The organism is Massilia sp. S19_KUP03_FR1 (assembly GCF_036688685.1).
GTDB lineage: Bacteria > Pseudomonadota > Gammaproteobacteria > Burkholderiales > Burkholderiaceae_D > JALYUM01.
Genome location: NZ_JAQQPS010000008.1, coordinates 51,236 through 72,395, shown reverse-complemented (window position 1 = coordinate 72,395; position 21,160 = coordinate 51,236). Strand labels below are relative to the sequence as shown.

Below are 21,160 nucleotides of genomic sequence, written 5' to 3'. Positions count from 1 at the left end.
AGTAATAAGTTGCGCTAGCTTAGCAGCACTAGGGCCGGGGATGGGAGTGAATCTTGATGACGCGCCGCCCATTGGCAGGCGCGTCGTCGTCCAGGTTCAGCGCCGGCGCTGCGCAGCCGCCTTCGCCGCTGCCGCAACTGCCGCAGCCGCTGGCGCAACTGGCCTCGGTCTTGAAGAACTTCGCCAGGCGGGTTTGACTGAGGCCACGCTGGCTGAGGTAATAGACGATCTGCTCGCGCCAGGCGCGCGGCAGGTAACTGGCCGCCGCGACCACCAGCGCAATCGCCACGATGACTGCCACGACCAGGTTCTGCATATCAGCCTCCGAGCGTCGCCAGCGCGACGCGATAGGTGATGAACGAGGCGACGTAGGCCAGCGCGAACATGTAGGCGGCCATGATCAGCGGATAGCGCATGCTGCCGGTTTCGCGCTTGACGACCGACAGCGTGGACAGGCACTGCGGCGCGAACACATACCAGGCCAGCAGCGACAGCGCCGTGGCGATCGACCACGATTTGGCGATCAGGGGCGTGAGCGACTGGGCCACGTCCGAGCCGCTGGCCGACAGCGCGTACACTGTGCCGAGCGCGCCCACGGCCACTTCGCGCGCCGCCATGCCGGGCACCAGCGCGATGCAGATCTGCCAGCCGAACCCGATCGGCTCGAAAATGACGGACAGGCCGCGCCCGATCATGCCGGCCACGCTGTAATAAATCGGCGGCTGGGTCGCGCCTTCCGGTGCACCGGGGAAGCTGGACAAAAACCAGACCAGGATCATCAGCACCAGGATGGTGGTGCCGACCCGCGTCATGAAGATGCGCGCGCGTTCCCACAGGCCCAGCGCGAGGTTGCGCAGGTGCGGCCAGTGATAACTTGGCAGCTCGAGCATCAGCGGCTGCTGCCCGTGCGAACCCATGAAGCGCTGGAACACCCACGCCACCGCCATGGCCGACAGGATGCCGGCCGCGTACAGGATGAACAGCACCAGGCCCTGCAAATTGAAGATGCCGACTTCGCGGTCCGGGATGAAGGCGGCGATGATCAGCGCGTACACCGGCAGGCGCGCCGAACACGTCATCAGCGGCGCGATCATGATGGTGATCAGGCGATCGCGCGGGTTCTGGATGGTGCGTGCGGCCATCACGCCAGGAATGGCGCAGGCAAAGCTGGACAACAGCGGAATGAACGCGCGCCCCGACAGACCCACGCGGCCCATCAGGCGGTCGAGCAAAAAGGCGGCGCGCGGCAGGTAGCCGCAGTCTTCCAGGACCAAAATAAAAAAGAACAGAATCAAAATCTGCGGCAGGAACACCAGCACGCTACCGACGCCGCCCATGATGCCTTCCACCAGCAGGCTGCGCAGGGGACCGTCGGACAAGCCGGTGCCGATCCAGGCGCCGACCGCTTCGACGCCGGATTTGATCATCTCCATCGGTGCGGCGGCCCAGCTGAACACGGCCTGGAAAATCAGGAACATGATGGCGGCCAGGATCAGGGGACCGGCCACCGGGTGCAGCACGACATGGTCGATCTGCTCGGTCAGGTTGCCGGTATCGGATTCATGGCTGGTGCAGACGTCGAGGATGCGGCGCACTTCGCGCTGGGTTTCTTCGACCGAGACGGCGTCGATCACGGACAGGGGAAACGGCGTGGTGACGTCGCCGAACGGCATCTGGTCGAGCACGCGCAGCAGTTCCTTCTCGCCGCCGGCCTGCACCGCGATGGTTTCTACCACCGGCATGCCGAGCTCCTGCGCCATGCGCACGGTGTCGATCACGATGCCGCGTTTTTTGGCGACGTCGACCATGTTCAGCGCCAGGATCATCGGCAGGCCGAGGCGCTGAATTTCCAGCACCAGGCGCAAATTCAGGCGCAAATTGGTGGCATTGACGACACAGACCACCGCATTCGGCGGTGCTTCCCCGGCGCGCAGGCCGGCGACGACGTCACGGGTGATGGCTTCGTCGGGCGTATGGGCCGACAGGCTGTAGGCGCCCGGCAAATCGAGCACGCGGAAATGCTGCCCGGCAGGCGACGTGAACGCGCCCTCTTTGCGTTCGATGGTCACGCCCGCGTAGTTGGCCACCTTCTGGCGCGAACCGGTGAGACGGTTGAATAAGGCTGTCTTGCCGCAGTTCGGGTTACCCAGAAGCGCCACCAGCGGCGTCACCGCCGCTTGTACATATTCCGCTGCGCCCATGTTATTCCGGTTTGATGGAGATGAGGGCCGCTTCGAAGCGGCGCAGTGCGAAGGTGGACTGGCCCACCTTCACGGCAATCGGTTCACCGCCCGGCACGCCGCGCTTGAGCACGCGAATGCGTTCGCCGGGAACAAAGCCCAGTTCCATCAGGCGGCGCGACACATCGGCGCCTTGGCCGTTGGGCGCGGCTGGCGCCAGGTGGATCACGGTGGCGCTTTTCCCGGCAGGCAGGGCGTCGAGCGTGGTGAGGGTAGGAGCTAAAGTCATAGAGTCTTCTTGAACAGTGGAGCACTGTTGGGACACGGATGACACATCATAAACCTAAATGCGAATAATTTCTATTTGCGTTTTTGGCATCGCGCAAACGCGCCCAATGCTGACCTGCCGTACGGCGCGTAAACCGCTTGCAAAGCGTCAAAAGTGGAGGCACAATACGAAACGTAATGAGAATGATTCTCACTCATAGTGATTGAATGGCAAGGAAATACGATGATCGTCTGCGTCTGCAACAACATCTCCGACCGCGAAATCCGCCAGGCAGTGGAGCTTGGCATCTCGTCCATGGCGGAACTGCATGAACAATTGGGCGTCGGCACCTGCTGCGGCAAGTGCATCGACTACGCCCGTGAAGTGCTCGACGAGCACTTGAGCACTCTCAACGCTACCGAACTGCGCTTCCAACGCCAGGCTGCGTAACAATCCTCTGCAAGTTACCGGTCGGCGCGAATTCTCGCGCCGCACTGCATTCCTCACTAATTAATATTTCAACGTGATCGTGGCCGTACTTGCGCCCTCACCCACCGTGATGGCGGTGTCCTTGAACTTGGGCGGCCCGAACGTGCCCTTGGCGCCATTCGAAAAGCCGTAACCCTCCTTGGGTATGCCGACGAAGTTCGTATCGAGCTTTTTATCGCTGTTTTCGTCGTGGTAGGCCAAGGCGGCCCAGGTTCCGGCAGGCACGTTGGGCACGTCGACGGTCACTGAACCGGTTTTGGCAGGCGCGGAAGCGGTCAGGCGACAATCTTTCGGATAAGTCGCTTCGTCGCACAAGGCCACTTGCACGACGCCCTTGTCGTTGCGCACACCGTCGATTTTGACCTGGACCGTGGCGGCCGCAGCCGATGCACTGGCAGACAGGGCCAGCGATGCAATGATGAGCAGTTTTTTCATGTTGGGTCCGGATGAGATGGATGAAGCGTCATCTTACGGCGGATCGGACAATTCCTCCCATTCGCCGCACCCATTTTGTTATCATGGGCCTATCCCCAAACACAGAACAAGGCAAGTCATGAAAGGCGATCCAAACATCATCCGTTTGCTCAACGCGCAGTTGACCAACGAGCTGACTGCAGTCAACCAGTATTTTCTGCATGCCCGGATGTACCAGCACTGGGGCTTCGCCAAGCTGGGCAAGAAGGAATACGAAGAATCCATTGGGGAAATGAAGCACGCCGACAAGCTGATCGACCGCATCCTGATGCTCGACGGCTTGCCGAACCTGCAAGCGCTGCACAAGCTGCTGATCGGTGAATCGACCCAGGAAATGCTGGAATGCGACCTGAAACTGGAACGCGCCGCGCAAGTGACCGTCAAGGAAGGCATCGCCGCCTCGGAAATCGCGGCCGATTACGTCTCGCGCGACCTGTTCCTGATGATCCTGGAAGACACCGAAGAGCATATCGACTGGCTGGAAACGCAGCTCGACATCATCACCAAGATCGGTATCCAGAACTACCTGCAGAGCCAGCTGGAAACGTAACTACCGGCCTTAGAAACCGTCACTCCGGCGAAAGCCGGAGCCTATGCTGAGGTTCCGAAGTCGAATAGTCAGTATGGGCCCCCGCCTTCGCGGGGGTGACGGCTGTAGCGGTGCGTGCTCAACGCCAGCGCGTCATCCACTTGTCGTAAAACCCCATATCCTGCGGAATCGCACCCGGAATCGCACAGATCGCACCGGCGAATTCGTTCGCGCGCGCGAGCGTCGTTTCCAGCGGCCAGCCACGCATGCGGCCCAGCAGGAAGATGGCCGAGAACGCATCGCCCGCGCCGACCGTGTCGATGACGAACGGCGGCGCCGGATTGTCGCGGTGCACAATGGGTTGTTCCAGGTCGCGGCCGAAATACACCGAGCCGCGGTGACCCAGCGTGACGATCAGCGCGTCCAGCGCGAACATCTGCATCAGCGCGCGGCACGAGGCCCGTACTTCATCGGCGGTGAGCGCCGGGTCGGTCGGCTTGATCTGGAAATACCACTGGAACAAGGCCTGCAACTCTTCCTCGTTGACCTTGACGATGTTGGCCGCACGCAGCGACCGGGTCACGCACTGCTCGTCGACCTGGTTGCCGCGCAAATTCAGATCGAGATAGCGGGTGGCGTCGGTCGCCTCGAGCACGGCAAACAGCGTCGCGCGCGAACGTTCCGAGCGCTGTGCCAGCGTGCCGAAATACACGGCGCCCACCTCGACCGCCGCCACCGCCGCCAGCGCCTCGGGCGTGGCAATGAAGTCGTAGGCCTGATTCGGCACAATCACAAAACGGTGCCCGCCGGGCGCGCGCTCGACCACGACGCGGCCGGTTTCTTCCATCGCGTCCTGCTGCAAGCCGGCGCTCGACATCGCAAAACGCTCGAATTCGGCGCGTACCACGGCGCCGTTGCGGTCGTCGCCGATGCGCGTGACCATCAGCTGCGGCGCCATGAAGGCGGCAAGGTTGCGTGCGACGTTGAACGGTGCGCCGCCGACGATTTGCTCGGTGCCGAAGTCGTCGACCAGGGCTTCACCGATGATGACGGTGGTGCGCATCATGCCTCGCGCGGAACGGTGTCCTTGAACGAGGCGCGTTCGGACAATTTATCGGACAGGCGCGCCAGGTTCGGGTAATCGCTGCGCCAGTCGATGTCGGGGAAGCGGAACGCCAGCCATCCCAGCGCGCCGCCCACGGCAACGTCGGCCAGCGTGTAGTGGATGCCCATGCAGAACGGCTGCTCGCCGAGATCGGCGGCCATCACCCCCAGACCCGCGTGCACCTTGCCCAGCTGGCGCGCGATCCAGGGCGCGCTTTGCTGTTCTGGCGGGCGCAGGGTTGTTTCCAGTCGCACCAGTACGGCGGCATCGAGCACGCCGTCGGCCAGCGCTTCCCAGACCTTCACGGCGGCGCGGTCGCGGCTGTTCGGGGGAAACAGTTTGCAGACCGGCGTGAGCGTGTCGAGATACTCGGCAATGACGCGCGAGTCGTACATCACGCCGCCGTCTTCCATCACCAGGCACGGCACCTGGCCCAGCGGGTTGGCCAGGCCGACCTTGCTGTCAGCGCCCCAGACATTGTCGAGCTCGAAGACATAATCGAGCTTTTTTTCAGCCATCACGATCCGCACTTTGCGGACAAAGGGGCTTGTCAGGGAACCGATCAGTTTCATAAGCGCTCAGGTGGCAGGATTGGATGCCAGTATATCATCGGGTCTGCGGCGAAAGTCGGCCCCCGGGCGCTGTATGCGACAGCTATATGCCGGCGCTGCAACACTTGGCGGGGGTGGTAAAATCGCGTCTTTTCACCAAGCGCCCCGCCATGACCGCCACCGCCCCCTCCTTTACCCTGTCGGCCCTGTCCCCACTGGACGGCCGCTATGCGTCCAAAACCGACAAGCTGCGTCCTATCCTGTCCGAAGCGGGCTTCATGCACCACCGCGTGAAAGTCGAAATTTCCTGGCTGCAGGCGCTGTCGGAAGCGGGCCTGCCGGAGATCAAGCCATTCTCCGCCGAAGCGAATGCTTACCTCGAGCGCATGGCGAACGACTTCACGGCGCTTGACGCTGCCCGCATCAAGGAAATCGAAGCGGTCACGAACCACGACGTGAAAGCGGTCGAGTACTGGCTCAAGGAGCAGGTCAAGGACGTGCCGGAGCTGGTGGCCGCCAGCGAATTCATTCACTTCGGCTGCACCTCGGAAGACATCAACAACACCTCCCACGGCATGATGCTCAAAGCCGCGCGCGACACCGTCATGCTGCCGACGCTGTATGCCGTCATCGCCAAGCTGACCGAGATTGCCCATACCAACGCCGACCTGCCGATGCTCTCGCGCACGCACGGCCAGACCGCCAGCCCGACCACGCTCGGCAAGGAATTCGCCAACGTCGTGGCGCGCCTGCAGCGCGCGGCCGGCCGCATCGAAGCGGTCGAGATGCTCGCCAAAATGAATGGCGCGGTCGGCAATTACAACGCCCACCTGTCGGCGTATCCGGATGTCGACTGGGCGGCGTTTTCCAAAGCCGTCATCGAAGATCGCCTGGGCCTGGTGTTCAATCCGTACACCATTCAGATCGAGCCGCACGACTACATGGCCGAGCTGTTCGACGCCTTTGCCCGCGCAAATACCATTTTGCTCGACCTGAACCGCGATATCTGGACCTATGTTTCGCTCGGTTATTTCAAGCAGCGCCTGAAAGCCGGCGAAATCGGCTCGTCGACCATGCCGCATAAAGTCAACCCGATCGACTTCGAAAACTCCGAAGGCAATCTGGGCATGGCCAATGCAATCCTGAAGCACATGGCGGAAAAATTGCCGGTATCGCGCATGCAGCGCGACCTGACCGATTCGACCGTGCTGCGCAACATCGGCGTCGGTTTCGGCTACACGCTGCTGGCGTATGACAGCTGCCTGCGCGGCCTGAACAAGCTGGAAGTGAATGCGGCGCGCCTGGCCCAGGACCTCGATGCGAACTGGGAAGTGCTGGCCGAGCCGGTACAAACCGTGATGCGCCGGTATGGCATCGCCAACCCATATGAACAGTTGAAGGAACTCACGCGCGGCAAGGGCATTTCGAAAGACGCCCTGCGCGAATTCATCCTGACGCTGGCCATTCCGCAAGATGCCAAGGATTTGCTGTTGGCGATGACGCCGGCCAACTACATCGGGCTGGCGGCGAAGCTGGCGGCGACGATTTAATATCGCTATTTCGTGCTACCTTCTCATTTCACTACCACCACGAGGGAAAACAAGATGACATTGAAAAAATTGAGCCTGGCCCTGATCGCCGCAGCCAGCGCATCGTTTGCTTCTGCTGCGCCAGTGACCTACAACATCGAGCCGAACCACACCTATCCAAGCTTCGAGGCCGACCACATGGGCGGCCTGTCGATCCTGCGCGGTAAATTCCTCAAAACCAGCGGCACCATCACGCTCGACCGCGCCGCCAAAACCGGCGAAGTGGACATCACCGTCGATACGTCGACCCTCGATTTCGGCAATGCCAAGCTGAACGATCACGCCAAGGGCGCTGACATGTTCGACGTCGCCAAATTCCCAACCGCGACCTTCAAATCGAAAAAAATCACGTTCAACGGCGACGTGCCAGCCACGGCCGAAGGCGACTTCACGCTGCACGGCGTGACCAAGCCACTGACCCTGACGATCAACCGCTTCAAGTGCATCGAGCACCCGATGTTCAAGAAGGAAGCCTGCGGCGCGGACGTGACCGGCATGTTCAACCGCGGCGATTTCGGCATCAGCTACGGCTTGCCGAAGTTCTTGCCGGAAGTGAAGTTGCTGATCGAAGTCGAAGCGATCAAAGCAAACTAATTAGTAGCCTACATTAAAAAAGCCCCACGACCGCGAGGTCGTGGGGCTTTTTCGATTGCGCAAGCGGATTACATCTTGCGGTCGACCTTGTCCCAGGCCGCGCGCGAAGCCGATCTGGCTTGCTGCCACGTCAGGCGCGACTCGCCCTTGACGGTATCCCACTCGTTGGCCAGGTACGACTCAGACGTATCGTAGCTGCCTGGATATTTGCTGGCGCCGGTGTAACCCAGCATGTAGGCTGGTGCGTAATCGTCGTAGGTGTAACCTGGGGTGTAGTACGACGACGTGGTGTACGCATCGCGCCAGTAAGCATCCTCCGCTTGTGGATTGACCACGCGTGCAATGCCGTGCCCGGCTGCGCCGCCGGCCAGTGCGCCAATTGCCGCACCAGCTGCCATGCCGATCGGGCCACCGACTGCGCCAACTGCCGCACCGGCAACCGCGCCGCCGCTGGCGCCCACGCCTTCAGCCAGGTTGTGTTCGCCCAGCCGGTCTGCACCATGCGGGTTCGCTACTTCACCTGCGCCCCGGCCGGCAATGCCGCCCGCGATGCCGCCAATAGCCGCGCCGGCAGCCATGCCGATCGGGCCGCCCACCGCGCCAATCGCCGCGCCTGCTGCTGCGCCGCCGCCGGCGCCCACGCCTTTGGCCAGGTAATGTTCGCCCAGATCGTCACCCGATTTCGGGTTCACGACTTCGGCTGCGCCCTTGCCGGCCAGGCCACCGGCGATGCCGCCGATGGCAGCACCGGCCGCCATACCCACCGGGCCGGCCACGGCACCAATCGACGCGCCGGTCAAAGCGCCGGCAGTGGCGCCCAGGCCCGTACCGATCACGTGCTGGCCATTGTTTTCAGTGAGCGAGCGCTCGATGTGGGTCGCATCTTCTTCCGAACGTGGCGTCACGCCCATCAGGATGCCGCCGTTCTTGAGCGACTCTTCATAGTGTGCTGCGCGCTCTTCCGGGATACCGGCGCCAATCAGTGCACCGATCAGACCGCCCGTGAGGCCACCGGCGCCAGCGCCAGCCAGCGCCGCGGCGATCGGACCGGCGATGACCAGGCCGACGCCGGGCAGGACCAGCGTGGTGCCGACGGCAGCAATGCCCGCCAGCACGGCGCCAATGGTGCCGCCGATACCAGCGCCGACACCGGCGCCTTCAGCCGCTTTCGAGCCCAGCTCGGAATCGGTATCGGAAAAATGGGTCTTGCGGGTGTCGTCCGACATCATCAGGGTGACATCGTCACGGCTGTAGCCGCGCGTAGAAATGGCGTTATAGGCGCGCTCTGCGCTGTCGCGATCGTTGAACAAGCCGGTGACCATGCGGGAATTCTGGTGATTGGTGTCGTAGTTGCTCATAGCGTTAATCCTTTGTGAAGTCTCGATGTTTTGACATGCGTTACGACGGCTGTATGCCGTCATCAGGTATCCACAGTAGGCGCTGGCTGTCGACTCTTCTGTACGTTGACGCACCGTCATCGAATGTTTCCAAGTAGAACACTTCTCGTGCGAACGTCACGCAAATGAACCAGAAATGGATTTGCTCGTCCAAGGTTCGTTGCCGCACCGACCCGGGCGTCCCTCATCACTACAGTTATCAACAAGGCCACAGAAATTCGTCAGAGTTTATTGGGGTACATTTCACTTACGGAGGATTTACCATGTTATTTATTATCTGGATCGTTGTAGGCGGCATCCTGGGTTGGCTGGCAAGCATGGTCATGAAAACGGATGCCGAGCAGGGCATGATTTTGAACGTCGTGGTCGGCATCATCGGTGCGTTCCTGGGTGGCTGGTTGCTCTCGCCGCTGTTCGGTAGCGGCACCATTAACTCGGATGACTTCAGCGTGTCGTCTTTGCTGGTGTCGTTCCTGGGCGCTGTCATCTTGTTAGCTATCGTCAACTTGCTGCGCCGCGGCCGCGCTCGTTAATTTATTTTCGCCGTACCCCAAAAAGCCAACGCCCTTCACTGCGTTGGCTTTTTTTTGCCTGGAATGTTCGCCTATGCGCCGCTCGCCCCTGTTCTATATATTTAACACCGCCATCGTCACGCTCGTCGTGGGGCTGGTTGCACTCAATTTCGCCCCCAAAGAAAAGAAAATCGATTCGCAGATGGTGCACCAGTACAGCGCCAGCGATCCACAATTTCGCCGTTCCCTCAGTGTGCTGCTGGGGCCGCCTATGCTCGAAGGCAACAAGGTCGAACTGCTGGTCAATGGCGACCAGATTTTCCCGGCCATGCTGGGCGCGATCCGCGCTGCGAAGCAAAGCATCACATTCGAAACCTATATTTACTGGTCCGAAACCATCGGCCGCGAATTCACCGACGCACTGATGGAACGCGCACGCGCCGGCGTCAAGGTTCACCTGATGCTGGACTTCATCGGCAGCCTAAAAATGGACAACAAATCGCTGGACGAGTTGCGCGCGGCCGGCGTGCAGGTGCAGCGTTACCACAAGCCAGTCTGGTGGAAATTGACGCGCCTGAATAACCGCACCCACCGCAAGCTGCTGGTGGTCGACGGCAAGGTCGGCTTCACCGGCGGCGTCGGCATCGCCGACAAATGGCGCGGCAACGGCGAAGATGAACACCACTGGCGCGACAGCCATTTCCGCGTTGAAGGTCCGGCAGTTGGCCAGATCCAGGCGGTGTTCACCGACAACTGGACCAAGTCGACCGGCACCGTGCTCGACGGGCCCCTCTACTTTCCGCACCTGGCGCCCGTGACCGATGGCATGCCCGCACAAATGTTCAGCAGCTCGCCCACCGGCGGCAGCGAAAGCATGCACCTGATGTACCTGATGGCGATCACCGCCGCGACCAGATCGATCGACCTGTCGAGTGCGTATTTCGTGCCGGATGCCCTGACCATCAAGGCGCTGGTCGACGCCGCAGGACGCGGTGTCAACATCCGCATCATCACGCCCGGCAAATTCATCGATTCCGACGTCGTGCGCATCGCGTCGCGCGAAGGCTGGGGCGATTTATTGAAGGCCGGAATTGCCATTGCCGAATACCAGCCAACCATGTTTCACGTCAAGGCCATGGTGGTCGATTCGCTGCTGGTATCGGTCGGCTCGACCAATTTCGACAACCGCTCGTTCAGCCTGAACGATGAAGCGAATTTGAACGTGATGGACCCGGACTTTGCCCGCGCCCAGAAAGCCGTGTTCGAAAGCGACTGGGCGAAAGCCAAGCCGATGTCGCTGGCACAGTGGGAAAAACGGTCGTGGACGGAGAAACTGGCGGGCGAAGCTGCCGCACTGTTCGGAACCCAACTTTGATATCAATCGCATAAATTACAATTGACTATCGGCGTTGTGGTGACGATACTTTCGGGGGCGGTTTTCGGGCCGCCCTTAAAACAATTCGATCACTCCAGACCAGGCCATGCGCATGAAAAAGACTCTCCTTTCGCTTGCCATCCTTTCAGGCTTCGCCCACGCGGACGAAGGCATGTGGATGCCGCAGCAGCTGCCACAAGTAGCCAAGCAACTCAAAGCCGCCGGACTCAAGCTCGACCCGGCAGCGCTCACCAAATTGACCGATTTCCCGATGGGCGCGATTGTCAGCCTGGGCGGCTGCTCGGCCTCGTTCGTCTCGCCGCAAGGCCTGGTCATTACCAACCACCACTGCGTCTACAACAGCGTGGCCGTCAACTCGACGCCCGAGCGCGACCTGCTGGCCAACGGTTTTCTGGCCAAAACCCTGGCCGATGAATTGCCGGCCTCGCCAGGCAGCCGCGTGTTCGTCACGGTCGACGTAAAAAATGTGTCGGACCAGGTCATCTCCCCTGACGTGGCGAAACTGGTGGGCAAAGCGCGCATCGAAGGCATCGAAGCAGCGCAAAAGCGCCTGCTCGCCGCCTGTGAAAAAGAAGCCGGCTACCGCTGCACGGTGGCCAGCTACTATGGTGGCCTGGAGTTTTACCTGATCAAGCAACTCGAAATTCGCGACGTGCGCCTGGTGCATGCGCCGGCCGCCGGCGTCGGCAAATTCGGTGGCGACACCGACAACTGGATGTGGCCGCGCCACACCGGCGACTATGGTTTCTACCGTGCCTACGTCAGCAAAGATGGCAAGGCCGCCGACTACTCGAAGGACAACGTTCCTTACGTACCAAAACACTTCATCAAGGTGGCCAGCGAAGGCGTCAAGGAAGGCGACTTCATCATGGCGCTGGGCTATCCCGGCCGCACCAACCGCCACCGCCTGCCATCGGAAGTGGCGTTCACGTTCGACTGGAACTACCCTGCCTTCGTGAAAAACTCGGGCGAAACGCTGGACATCATCGCGCGCGAAACCAAGGGCGACCCGGCTGCCACGCTGAAGTACGCCGGCCAGGTAGCAAACGTGAACAATTACTATAAAAACCGCCGCGGCATGCTCACCAGCTATGGCGACAGCGATTTCCTGGCGCGCAAGACGGCCGAACACGCCGCCCTGAAAGCCTGGGTCAACGCCACCCCAGCCCGCAAGGCCGCATTTGGCGCCGACATCGACGCCGTCGAGCAGTTGCTGGCCCAGCGCGATGCCGAAACCAAGCGCGACTTTTACTACGCCAGCGCCGCGCCGAAGTTCCTCAATTCGGCCCGTACCCTGTACCGCCTGTCGCTCGAGCGCGCCAAACCGGACGCCGACCGCAAGCTCGGCTACCAGGACCGCGACATGCCGCGCCTGACGGCCGTCATCAACGGCCAGGACCGCACCTACGTCGACCGCGTCGACAAAGCCCTGGTCATGAACAGTCTGAAGAAATACCTGGCCCAGCAAGCCGGCGAGCAGGATGCCGCCTTCATCCAGGCCCTGGGCGTGCGCGCAGGCATGAGCGACGCCGAGCTCATGGCCCAGCTCGACCGGATCTATGCCGGCTCGACACTGGCCAACAAGGACGAGCGCAGCGCCTGGCTGAAAAAGTCGCCAGCCGACTTCAAAGCCAGCAACGACAGCTTCATCAAGCTGGCAGTGGCCCTGTCCGCCTCCGACATTGCGCGTGAAAGCGCCGAGGAAGAGCTGGCCGGCAAAGTCCAGCAAGCCTACGCGAACTACATGAAAGCGAAAATTGCCTACATGGAAAGCCGCGGTCAAGCCGTCTATCCGGACGCCAACGGTACCCTGCGCGTCACGTTCGGCAAGATCGCCGGCCGCGACCATGGTTCAGACGGCACCGGTTCCTGGACCGCGTTCACCACCGTCAAGGGCGTCGTGGCAAAAGCCACCGGCGAAGGCGAATTCAACGCGCCGGAGAAGCAACTGGCCGCCATCAAGGCCAAGGACTTCGGCAACTATGTCGATCCGAAGTTGAAAACGGTGCCAGTCAACTACCTGGCCACGCTCGATATCACCGGCGGCAATTCCGGTTCGGCAGCCTTGAACAGCAAGGGTGAACTGATCGGCCTGGCCTTCGACGGCACGCTCGATTCGATCATTTCGGACTGGGATTTCAACAAGGCGAACACGCGCGACATCCAGGTCGATGTGCGCTACATCCTGTGGAACATGCAGCATGTGGACCACGCGGACAACCTGCTGCGCGAGATGAACGTCAAGTAAGCTGAGCTTAGCAAGACAACAGCCGCGTGGTGCGCCACGCGGCTTTTTTTCGTCCGTCGAGTCTGATCATAGAAAAAGTTTCCCTAATTGAAACAATTGTAATGTGCTACCTCGCCGACAAGCTATACGTTATCCTTAATTACTCTTAGCCTGTCTTTACATGGAGCGCTTATCAATTCAGAAACCGTCCACGTTCAACGCCGCCCCGCTGACCTGTCCGACACCGTGCCGTTTTCCGTGCTGGTCATTGGCGCCGATCCCGCTTCGCTCACCATGCTGTCCCAAGCGGCGGCGGAACTGTCCATCCGCATCGTGGGTGTCGACACCGACGAACAGGCTTTGGCCCACGCCGACATACAAGCGGTGGGCCTGGCCGTCATCGACCTGGTGCATTGCCAACTCGATCCGGCCGTGTTTGGCGCGCGCCTGCGGGCCATGAACACGGCGCCGACGCCCCTGGTGTTTCTGGTCGATTTCGACACGGCGCGTGCGCGCATCGATGCGGCCTATGGCCTCGGCCTGGCCGACTTTCTTTCGCTGCCCTTCAATGGCGGCCTGGTACGCGCGCGCCTGCAAATGGCGGCGCTGCACTGGCAAACGGTGCAAATCGCCGACCGCGTGCGCACCGGACCGGTCGCCAGCGCGCGCGAACGGATCGACTGGCTGAACCTGGTGTTCGACAACACCACCGACTACGCCCTGATCATCACCGACGCCGACGGCATCATCACCCAATGGGAAGGCGTGGCCGAGCAAATCGTCGGCTGGACCGAAGCGCACGTGCTGGGCAAATCGATCGCCCTGATCTTCCATCCCGAAGACAAGGCGGCCGGCCGCCCCGAAATGGAACTGGGCCTGGCGCGCGCACACGGCCGCGCCGACGACAAGCGCTGGCACCTGCGCCGCGACGGCACCCAGTTCTATGCCGATGGCGTGATGGTGTCGCTGGTCGATGCCAGCGGCACGCTGCGCGGCTTCGCCAAGATCTTCCGCGACGTCACCGAGCGCAAGCTGGCCGACGAGCAGCTCAATCTCTCGCGCGACCGTTTCTCGCAGTTGCTCGCTTCGTCCGGCGAAGGCATTTACGGCATGGCTGGCGATAACAGCTGCAGCTTTATCAACCCGGCCGGTGCGGCCATGCTGGGTTACCAGCCGGACGAACTGCAAGGTCTCAGGCTGCACGACGTCATCCACCAGAAATATGCCGATGGCTCACCCTACCCGCTCGAAGCGTGCCAGCTGAACCGCGCCGCGCGCGAGGGCGCATCGATCCGCGTCGACGACGAAGTGTTCTGGCACAAGGACGGCCATCCGGTGCCGGTTGCGTACTCGGTCGCCCCGATCCTGGTCGATGGCGTCCCCAACGGCGCGGTGGTCACATTCACCGACAGCACCGCGCGCCGCGCCGCCGATGCGCAACTGAGGGCCAGCGAACAGCGCGTGCGCCTGGCCACCGATGCGGCGGAACTGGGCATGTGGCGCTGGCAGCCCGAAGACGATCACATGGTCTGGGAAAACCCGCGCATGTCCGACATCTTCCGCATGCCGCACGACGCCGCCCCGATCACGGCCGCGCGCTTTGTCGCGGACTATGTGCACCCGGCCGACGGCGCCGATTTCAACGAAGCGGTGGCGCGCACCTTGTCCACCGGCGCGCGCTTCTACTTCGAAGGCCGCTTCCTGCCCGGCGATGGCGGGCCCTATCGCTGGATCGAATTTACCGGCCTGCTGCAGCCGATGGTCGACGGCACGCCGCCGCAGATGATCGGCACCGCCAACGACATCACGGCGCGCAAGAAAACCGAGGAGGACCTGCGCGCGCTGGCGGCTGAACTGTCCGAATCGAACCGCAGGAAGGGCGAATTTCTCGCCACGCTGGCGCACGAGTTGCGCAATCCGCTCGCGCCAATTCGCACCGGCCTCGCGGTGCTGGGCCTGGGCGGCGACAAGCCGGAAGCCGTGGCGCGCATCCGCGCCATGATGGAGCGCCAGGTCAGCCACATGGTTCACCTGGTCGACGATTTACTCGACGTGGCGCGTATCAGCAGCGGCAAGGTCGATCTCAAAATTGCCAGGGTCGACGTCAAGGCCGTGGTGGCCAGTGCGGTGGAAACCAGCCAGCCGCTGATCGACGCGGCGCGCCACCAGTTGTCGGTCGAATTGTCCGATGTGCCGCTGTGGCTGGACGCGGACCTGACGCGCCTGGCGCAGGTGGTGGGCAACTTGCTCACCAACGCCGCCAAGTACACGCTGCCGGGCGGCCAGATCCGCCTGCGCGTCTCGCGCGACGAGCGTTACGTGCTCATCGCCGTGACCGACTCCGGCATGGGCATCCCGCGCGCCGAACTGCCGACCGTGTTCGACATGTTCACCCAGGTCAGCACCCACGCGCCGCAAGCCCAGGGTGGCCTTGGCATTGGCTTGTCGCTGGTGCGCCACCTGGTCGAACTGCACGGCGGCAGCGTGGCCGTGCACAGCGAAGGTGAAGGTTTGGGCAGCACGTTCGAAGTGCGCCTGCCGCTGGCCGATACGGGCGAGCGGCGTAAATTCGTGCGCCCTTTGACCCTGCCGGACCCGAAGGCGCATGCCGGACTGACGGTGCTCATTGCGGATGACAATGAAGATGCGGCTGAAGCACTGTCCGAGTTCTTGCGCATCGCCGGGCACCATGTCACCACGGTCAACAACGGCCACGACGCGCTGCGCACTGCCGTGGCATTGCGCCCGGATGCGATCCTGCTCGACATCGGCATGCCCGGTTTGAACGGGTATGAAGTGGCACGCGCACTGCGTGCGACGCCGGGGATGCAGGAGACGGTGTTGGTGGCGCTCACGGGTTGGGGTACCGATGATGACCGCAGCCGCGCCAGTTCGGCAGGGTTCGATCACCATCTCACCAAGCCGACCAGCGCCACCGACATCGTCAAGGTGCTGGACACGGCGCGGCGCCGCGAAGTTTAGTTCTTGTTCAGGCGGCTGTTGCGGATGCCGTAGGTGAAGTAGGTAATCACCGCCACCGTCATCCACACCGCAAACACGCGGAAGGTCGTCAGCGACAAATCCTTCATGATGTACAGGCAGGCGCAGATCGACAGGGCCGGGATCAGGTAAGGCCCGAACGGCACCTTGAAACCCTTGTTCGGCATGTGTGAACCTTGCTTGTGCCGGATCACGGGCACCGCCACCGACACCACCATGAACGCGGTCAGCGTGCCCATGCTGACCATGTCCCACAAAAACGTCGAGTCGACCAGGCCCGCCACGCAGCCCACGACCACGCACACGATCAGCGTGTTCTGCACCGGCGCATGCGTCTTCGCGTTGACCTTCTGGAAGGTCTTCGGAATCAGGCCATCGCGGCTGATCGCGTACAGGATGCGGGTCTGGCCGTAGATCGTCACCAGCGTCACGCTGAACACCGAGATGATGGCGCCGGCCGACAGCACCAGCGCCGGCCACGCCGCGCCGGTGACGTTCTGCAGGATCACCGCCAGACCGGCGCTCTGCCCTTCGAACATGTGCGCCGGCTGCGCGCCCAGCGCCGACACCGCCACCAGCATGTAGAACAGCGTGACGATCAACAGCGCCGAAATGATCGCGATCGGCACATTGCGGGTGGGGTTTTTGACTTCCTCGCCGGCGGTGGCGATGGTGTCGAGGCCAATGAAGGAGAAGAACACGGTGCCGGCAGCGGCGGCCACACCGGCCATGCCGCCCGGCTTGTTCACCACGTCGGCCAGGAAGAAGGGATGGAAGTTGTCCATATTGAAGCCGGTGAGCGCCACGGCGACAAAGAAAATCAGGATGGCCAGCTTGATCAGCACCATGATGGCATTGGTGGTGGCCGACTCGCGCGTGCCCCGTATCAGCAGGATCCCGCACAGGATCACCAGCAGCACCGGCGGCAAGTTGAAGTGGCCGCCATGGACTTCAAGGCCGTTTTTCCCCGAGATGAACATCGACGAGCGCAGCGCCTCGGGGATATGAAAGCCGAAGGCATTCACCAGAAAATTGTTCAGGTAATCGGACCAGCCGATCGCCGTGGCGCTGGCCGCCAGACCATATTCGAGCAGCAGGCAGGCCGCCATGATGAAGGCGGCGAACTCGCCGACGGTGGCATACGCAAACGAATACGAGGAACCGGAAGCGGGAATGCGCCCGGCCAGTTCGGCGTAGCACAAGGCAGTGAGGCCCGCGGTGAGCGCGGCGATCAGGAACGACAGGATGACGGCGGGACCGGCTTTCGGCACCGCTTCGGCCATGGTGAGGAAAATGCCGGTGCCGATGGTGGCGCCGACGCCGATCATGGTCAGCGGGAACAGCCCGAGCGTACGCGCCAGGCCGGAGCTGCTGATGTCGGCCGGTGGCGCGGCGGGGTCCTTGTGCGGCACCACGGCTTTGGTACGGATCAGCTTTTGGCCCAGAGTCAAATTCACGGCATGTCCTTGGTTCGCACGTCGAAAGGCGGCAGCACGCGGGCGCCGCCAAAGATTGCGATTATAGGGGAGGTACCCGCGAATGTGACGTGTTAGTTACAGCATCATTAGCAAAACAACACCTTAACTGGGCGTGTCGCTGAACAGGTCCTTGAACTCGCGCGGCTGCGAGCGCAGGTATTGCGGCGGTGCGCTGACCTGGTCGCCCAGCTGCGCCGCCGCGTGCCAGGGCCAGCGCGGATCGAACAGCATCGCGCGCGCCAGCGCCACCATGTCGGCCTGGCCGGTTTCCAGGATGCGTTCGGCCTGCCCGGCTTCGGTGATCAGGCCCACGCCGATGGTCGGCATCGACGTGTCGCGCTTGATGCGCGCGGCGAATTCGATCTGGTAATTCGGGCCGAGCACGATCTTCTGCGCCGGCGACAGGCCGCCGCTGGAAACGTGGATGAAATCGCAGCCGAGTTTTTCGAGCGCCTGCGCGAACACCACGCTTTGCTCGATGTCCCAGCCGCCCTCGACCCAGTCGCTGGCCGAGATGCGCATGCCCACCGCCATCGTGGCCGGAACAGCGGCACGCACGGCCTTGAAGATTTCGAGCGGATACCGGATGCGGTTTTCCAGCGACCCGCCATAGCCATCGGTACGCTGGTTGGACAAGGGCGACAGGAACTGGTGCAGCAGGTAGCCGTGCGCGCCGTGCAGCTCGATGCCGTCCAGGCCCAAGTTGTGGGAACGCATTGCGGCGGCCACGAAATCGTCAGTGATCTGTTTCAGCGCTGCGTCATCGAGTGCCAGCGGCACCGTGTCGCCATCGGCGTAGGGAACGGGCGACGGCGCCACGGTTTGCCAGCCACCGTCGCCGATGGCGATATTCGCGCCGCCTTCCCACGGCACCGCGCAGGACGCCTTGCGGCCCGCATGCGCCAGCTGCACCGCAACCTTGATCGGGGCGTATTTGCGGATCGCCTTGATGACCGGGGCCAGTGCCTTGGCGTGGTCGTCGGACCACAGGCCCAGGTCGCCGGGAGAAATGCGGCCTTCCGGATTGACCGCCGTCGCTTCGATGGTGAGCAGGCCGGCGCCGGACAGGGCCAGGTGGCCCAGGTGGATCATGTGCCAGTCGGTGGCCAGGCCTTCGTCGGCGGAGTACTGGCACATCGGCGCGATGTCGATGCGGTTCGACAGCGCCATCGGGCCGAGGGAGATGGGAGAGAACAGCTTGCTCATGACGGCTTTCGATCGATTCAAAAAACCAGTCTAGCAAAGGCACGTTATTCGCGCTCGGCGGCGTTCTCGTTGAAACAGTGGTAGCCGGCCGGGTGCGCCCTGGCGACGGGGTAGGTCTGCTCCCGCGCCGGGTAGCGGAAGGTCGCGCACAGGCGATACGTGGCGTCTCCGGTCGGCACGTAACTGACGCCGGAGACGGACATGGGCTGGTCCAGGCAGGACAGCCTGGCCACCTCGGCATTGGACGGCAGGACCTTGTTTTTCCGGTACAGTGTGCCGATCTGCCGCCGCATGCATCCAAGGTCTCCGGACAGCACCGTGTCACGCCGTTTTTCGCGCGCCACCGCCGGCGAATCGAGCACGGCCAGCGCACCGACCACCACGGCGACGACCAGCACGGTCGCCACACCGAGCATCACTTTCGGGACGACGCCACTCATGGCTGTTGCTCCTCGCGGCGCAAATCCCACAGGTAATAGCCGAAGACCGACAAGCCGACCACCGCCAGGCTGAGGACCTTCAGCAGGAACCGGGTACTCAATTCGCCACCAAGCATGTTGTAGACGAGCGTGGTCAGGTCGCCCACCAGGGTAAGCGCGGCGAGGAACAGCGTCAGGTAGGTCAGCCAGCGCCGCACCGGAGAGAGGCGCTTGACGGGATTGCTGTCCAGGTCGCGTCCGACCCGCCAGGACATGAAGATAAACAGCGGAAAGGAGATGATCATGGCCGCCACTGACCAGCGCAAACTCTGCCGGATACGCTCGCCATGATCGCCGAGCCCATTGTCAGGCCAGGCCAGGTTGATGAAGTCGAACAGGGCGCTGCACAGATGGAAAGTGGCGAAGTACAGCGAAGAGAACAGCACCAGGTAGAAAAACGCTTCGCGCGACGACAACGACACGCGGGGGCGTGGAATCGGCACGGGAAAATCGCGATCGGCATACGCGGCCAGGGCCGACGAGACCTGGCGCGCGGGCCAGCCCGCATCGAGCAGAATGGCTTCGACCTCTGGCCGTTTGGCGTGCAGCAGGGCCTGGCGGACGAAGTCGTCGAGTTCTTTCGGTCCAGCAGCCATAGTTACTCTCAGTAGTTAGCGTGAGAGCATCGTAGCGCAGGGCGGGCCCGCTGGCTACTGATCGATTGCGATAAGAGCCTCTACTTCGGAGGCGCTAGTTCGCGCCGGACGACGGCGAGACTTCGGTCACCATCAGCCCCGCGCGCAGGCCCACGCGCACATCCGGATTCGGAAACACGACCAGTTCCTCTTCATGGAACACGGTGTACACCGTCTCCTGATCGGTCGCGATGATGTCGCCGCGTTTGAGCGCCGTAAAATTCTGCGTCTCCTTGCCGAACCCCATGCGGAAATCGTCGGACAGTTTGACGATCTCCTGCGCCACCCGGAACACGCGCGACGGCATTGCTGCCGGTGGCAAGGTCGCCCCGCGCAGCAAGCCGTCCAGCGCCACCGAGACTGCGGCGAACTGCGACAAATCGTTCTGCCCCAGCGTCCCCACACGACCCAGCTCCACCGTGCTCGCTGCCGCGCCATGGTGCTCGGCGGCGTAATAACTGTAGGTGCCAGCCGATTGCGGATTCATGATGATCGCGCCGATCGCCGCCTGCCCCAGCCAGTCGACCAGCATGTGCCTTCGCTGGTCACTGAGCAGGTCGGGCACCACCGCAAAGGTCGGATACACCGATGGCCGGATCGCGGTGTGCAAATCCAGGTGCCAGCGCACTGGCCCCGCGCCGTCGAAAAAGCCGACGGTGGCGGCAATCATGTCGTCGGCCCGCGCCGCTTCCGCGGTGCCGGCCAGCGCACCCCGCACCGGCCTGAACATGCGGTTCAGGTCGGCATCGAGAAAGCGCTTGCCGGCCAAAATCGCATCGATGTTCCCGACGCACAGCATCAGGTCCACCGCCAGTGCTTCCGGCGCCAGGGCGTCCAGTACGTGCGCCAGCATTTCGATCGGGCCGGTTTCGTCGCCATGCACGCCGACCGACACGATGACGCTGGCGCGCCCAGGCGTGGGCGTGGGCGACTTCACGGTCAGCATGCCCTTGCCAGGCACGCTGACCACCAAACCGGCTGCGCTGTAACGGCGCGCCAGCTCGGTAAAGTCTCCGCGCGCCAGCGCGCGTACGACTTCAGGGATCGTCAT

Annotated in this window: 20 protein-coding genes; 8 read left to right on the top strand and 12 right to left on the bottom strand. The window is 62.6% G+C overall.

Annotated elements, in window-relative coordinates:
* Window positions 1-28: 28 nt before the first annotated feature.
* From V6M87_RS10595 to V6M87_RS10585, 3 genes are read right to left on the bottom strand one after another with little or no spacing between them, the layout of a single operon-like run.
* Window positions 29-316 (bottom strand): DUF6587 family protein, encoded by a 288-nt coding sequence (locus V6M87_RS10595; RefSeq protein ID WP_332876584.1) that lies wholly within the window; start codon window positions 314-316, stop codon window positions 29-31.
* 1 nt (window position 317) lies between these two features.
* Window positions 318-2,201, bottom strand: a complete 1,884-nt coding sequence (gene feoB / locus V6M87_RS10590) for a ferrous iron transporter B (RefSeq protein ID WP_332876583.1) — start codon at window positions 2,199-2,201, stop codon at window positions 318-320.
* Window position 2,202: 1 nt separating this feature from the next.
* Window positions 2,203-2,469: a FeoA family protein gene (locus V6M87_RS10585; protein ID WP_332876582.1), complete on the bottom strand. Its 267-nt coding sequence runs from the start codon at window positions 2,467-2,469 to the stop codon at window positions 2,203-2,205.
* A gap of 222 nt (window positions 2,470-2,691) precedes the next feature.
* Between V6M87_RS10585 and V6M87_RS10580 the strand changes: the two genes are divergently transcribed.
* A complete protein-coding gene (locus V6M87_RS10580) occupies window positions 2,692-2,898 on the top strand; it encodes a (2Fe-2S)-binding protein (RefSeq protein ID WP_332876581.1) in 207 nt (68 codons plus the stop codon).
* 60 nt (window positions 2,899-2,958) lie between these two features.
* Here the strand turns inward: V6M87_RS10580 and V6M87_RS10575 are convergent, their stop codons facing one another.
* A complete protein-coding gene (locus V6M87_RS10575) occupies window positions 2,959-3,372 on the bottom strand; it encodes a DUF2141 domain-containing protein (RefSeq protein ID WP_332876580.1) in 414 nt (137 codons plus the stop codon).
* Window positions 3,373-3,490: 118 nt separating this feature from the next.
* Between V6M87_RS10575 and bfr the strand changes: the two genes are divergently transcribed.
* Window positions 3,491-3,961, top strand: coding sequence for a bacterioferritin (bfr, locus tag V6M87_RS10570; RefSeq protein ID WP_332876579.1), 471 nt, complete (start codon window positions 3,491-3,493; stop codon window positions 3,959-3,961).
* A 118-nt stretch (window positions 3,962-4,079) separates the two neighbouring features.
* On the opposite strand, the gene V6M87_RS10565 is transcribed toward bfr, so the two are convergent.
* Both V6M87_RS10565 and V6M87_RS10560 read right to left on the bottom strand, forming a co-directional pair.
* Complete coding sequence (locus V6M87_RS10565) at window positions 4,080-5,006, bottom strand: PfkB family carbohydrate kinase (protein WP_332876578.1); 927 nt, start codon at window positions 5,004-5,006, stop codon at window positions 4,080-4,082.
* A complete protein-coding gene (locus V6M87_RS10560) occupies window positions 5,003-5,617 on the bottom strand; it encodes a glutathione S-transferase N-terminal domain-containing protein (protein ID WP_332876577.1) in 615 nt (204 codons plus the stop codon). The genes V6M87_RS10565 and V6M87_RS10560 overlap by 4 nt, the downstream gene beginning before the upstream one ends.
* A 149-nt stretch (window positions 5,618-5,766) precedes the next feature.
* Here V6M87_RS10560 and purB point away from each other — a divergent pair, with 149 nt between their 5' ends.
* A complete protein-coding gene (gene purB / locus V6M87_RS10555; RefSeq protein WP_332876576.1) occupies window positions 5,767-7,146 on the top strand; it encodes an adenylosuccinate lyase in 1,380 nt (459 codons plus the stop codon).
* A 54-nt stretch (window positions 7,147-7,200) separates the two neighbouring features.
* Window positions 7,201-7,779, top strand: coding sequence for a YceI family protein (locus tag V6M87_RS10550; RefSeq protein ID WP_332876575.1), 579 nt, complete (start codon window positions 7,201-7,203; stop codon window positions 7,777-7,779).
* A gap of 68 nt (window positions 7,780-7,847) precedes the next feature.
* On the opposite strand, the gene V6M87_RS10545 is transcribed toward V6M87_RS10550, so the two are convergent.
* Entirely contained in the window at window positions 7,848-9,137 is a 1,290-nt protein-coding gene (locus V6M87_RS10545; RefSeq protein WP_332876574.1) for a hypothetical protein, read from the bottom strand.
* A 302-nt stretch (window positions 9,138-9,439) separates the two neighbouring features.
* Between V6M87_RS10545 and V6M87_RS10540 the strand changes: the two genes are divergently transcribed.
* The 4 genes from V6M87_RS10540 (at window position 9,440) to V6M87_RS10525 (ending at window position 16,293) form a co-directional block, all read left to right on the top strand.
* Complete coding sequence (locus tag V6M87_RS10540) at window positions 9,440-9,709, top strand: GlsB/YeaQ/YmgE family stress response membrane protein (RefSeq protein ID WP_332876724.1); 270 nt, start codon at window positions 9,440-9,442, stop codon at window positions 9,707-9,709.
* 73 nt (window positions 9,710-9,782) lie between these two features.
* Window positions 9,783-11,063 (top strand): phospholipase D-like domain-containing protein, encoded by a 1,281-nt coding sequence (locus V6M87_RS10535; protein WP_332876573.1) that lies wholly within the window; start codon window positions 9,783-9,785, stop codon window positions 11,061-11,063.
* 112 nt (window positions 11,064-11,175) lie between these two features.
* Window positions 11,176-13,332, top strand: coding sequence for a S46 family peptidase (locus V6M87_RS10530; protein ID WP_332876572.1), 2,157 nt, complete (start codon window positions 11,176-11,178; stop codon window positions 13,330-13,332).
* Between the two features lie 225 nt (window positions 13,333-13,557).
* Entirely contained in the window at window positions 13,558-16,293 is a 2,736-nt protein-coding gene (locus tag V6M87_RS10525; RefSeq protein WP_332876571.1) for a PAS domain S-box protein, read from the top strand.
* On the opposite strand, the gene V6M87_RS10520 is transcribed toward V6M87_RS10525, so the two are convergent.
* From V6M87_RS10520 to V6M87_RS10500, 5 genes are all read right to left on the bottom strand, one after another.
* Window positions 16,290-17,768, bottom strand: a complete 1,479-nt coding sequence (locus V6M87_RS10520; protein ID WP_332876570.1) for an APC family permease — start codon at window positions 17,766-17,768, stop codon at window positions 16,290-16,292. The genes V6M87_RS10525 and V6M87_RS10520 overlap by 4 nt on opposite strands.
* A gap of 123 nt (window positions 17,769-17,891) precedes the next feature.
* Window positions 17,892-18,995: an NADH:flavin oxidoreductase/NADH oxidase gene (locus tag V6M87_RS10515; RefSeq protein ID WP_332876569.1), complete on the bottom strand. Its 1,104-nt coding sequence runs from the start codon at window positions 18,993-18,995 to the stop codon at window positions 17,892-17,894.
* A gap of 44 nt (window positions 18,996-19,039) precedes the next feature.
* Window positions 19,040-19,435, bottom strand: coding sequence for a hypothetical protein (locus V6M87_RS10510; protein ID WP_332876568.1), 396 nt, complete (start codon window positions 19,433-19,435; stop codon window positions 19,040-19,042).
* Window positions 19,432-20,070, bottom strand: a complete 639-nt coding sequence (locus V6M87_RS10505; protein WP_332876567.1) for a DUF5671 domain-containing protein — start codon at window positions 20,068-20,070, stop codon at window positions 19,432-19,434. The genes V6M87_RS10510 and V6M87_RS10505 overlap by 4 nt, the downstream gene beginning before the upstream one ends.
* A 94-nt stretch (window positions 20,071-20,164) precedes the next feature.
* On the bottom strand, window positions 20,165-21,160 hold the full coding sequence (locus tag V6M87_RS10500) for a succinylglutamate desuccinylase (protein WP_332876566.1): 996 nt from the start codon (window positions 21,158-21,160) through the stop codon (window positions 20,165-20,167).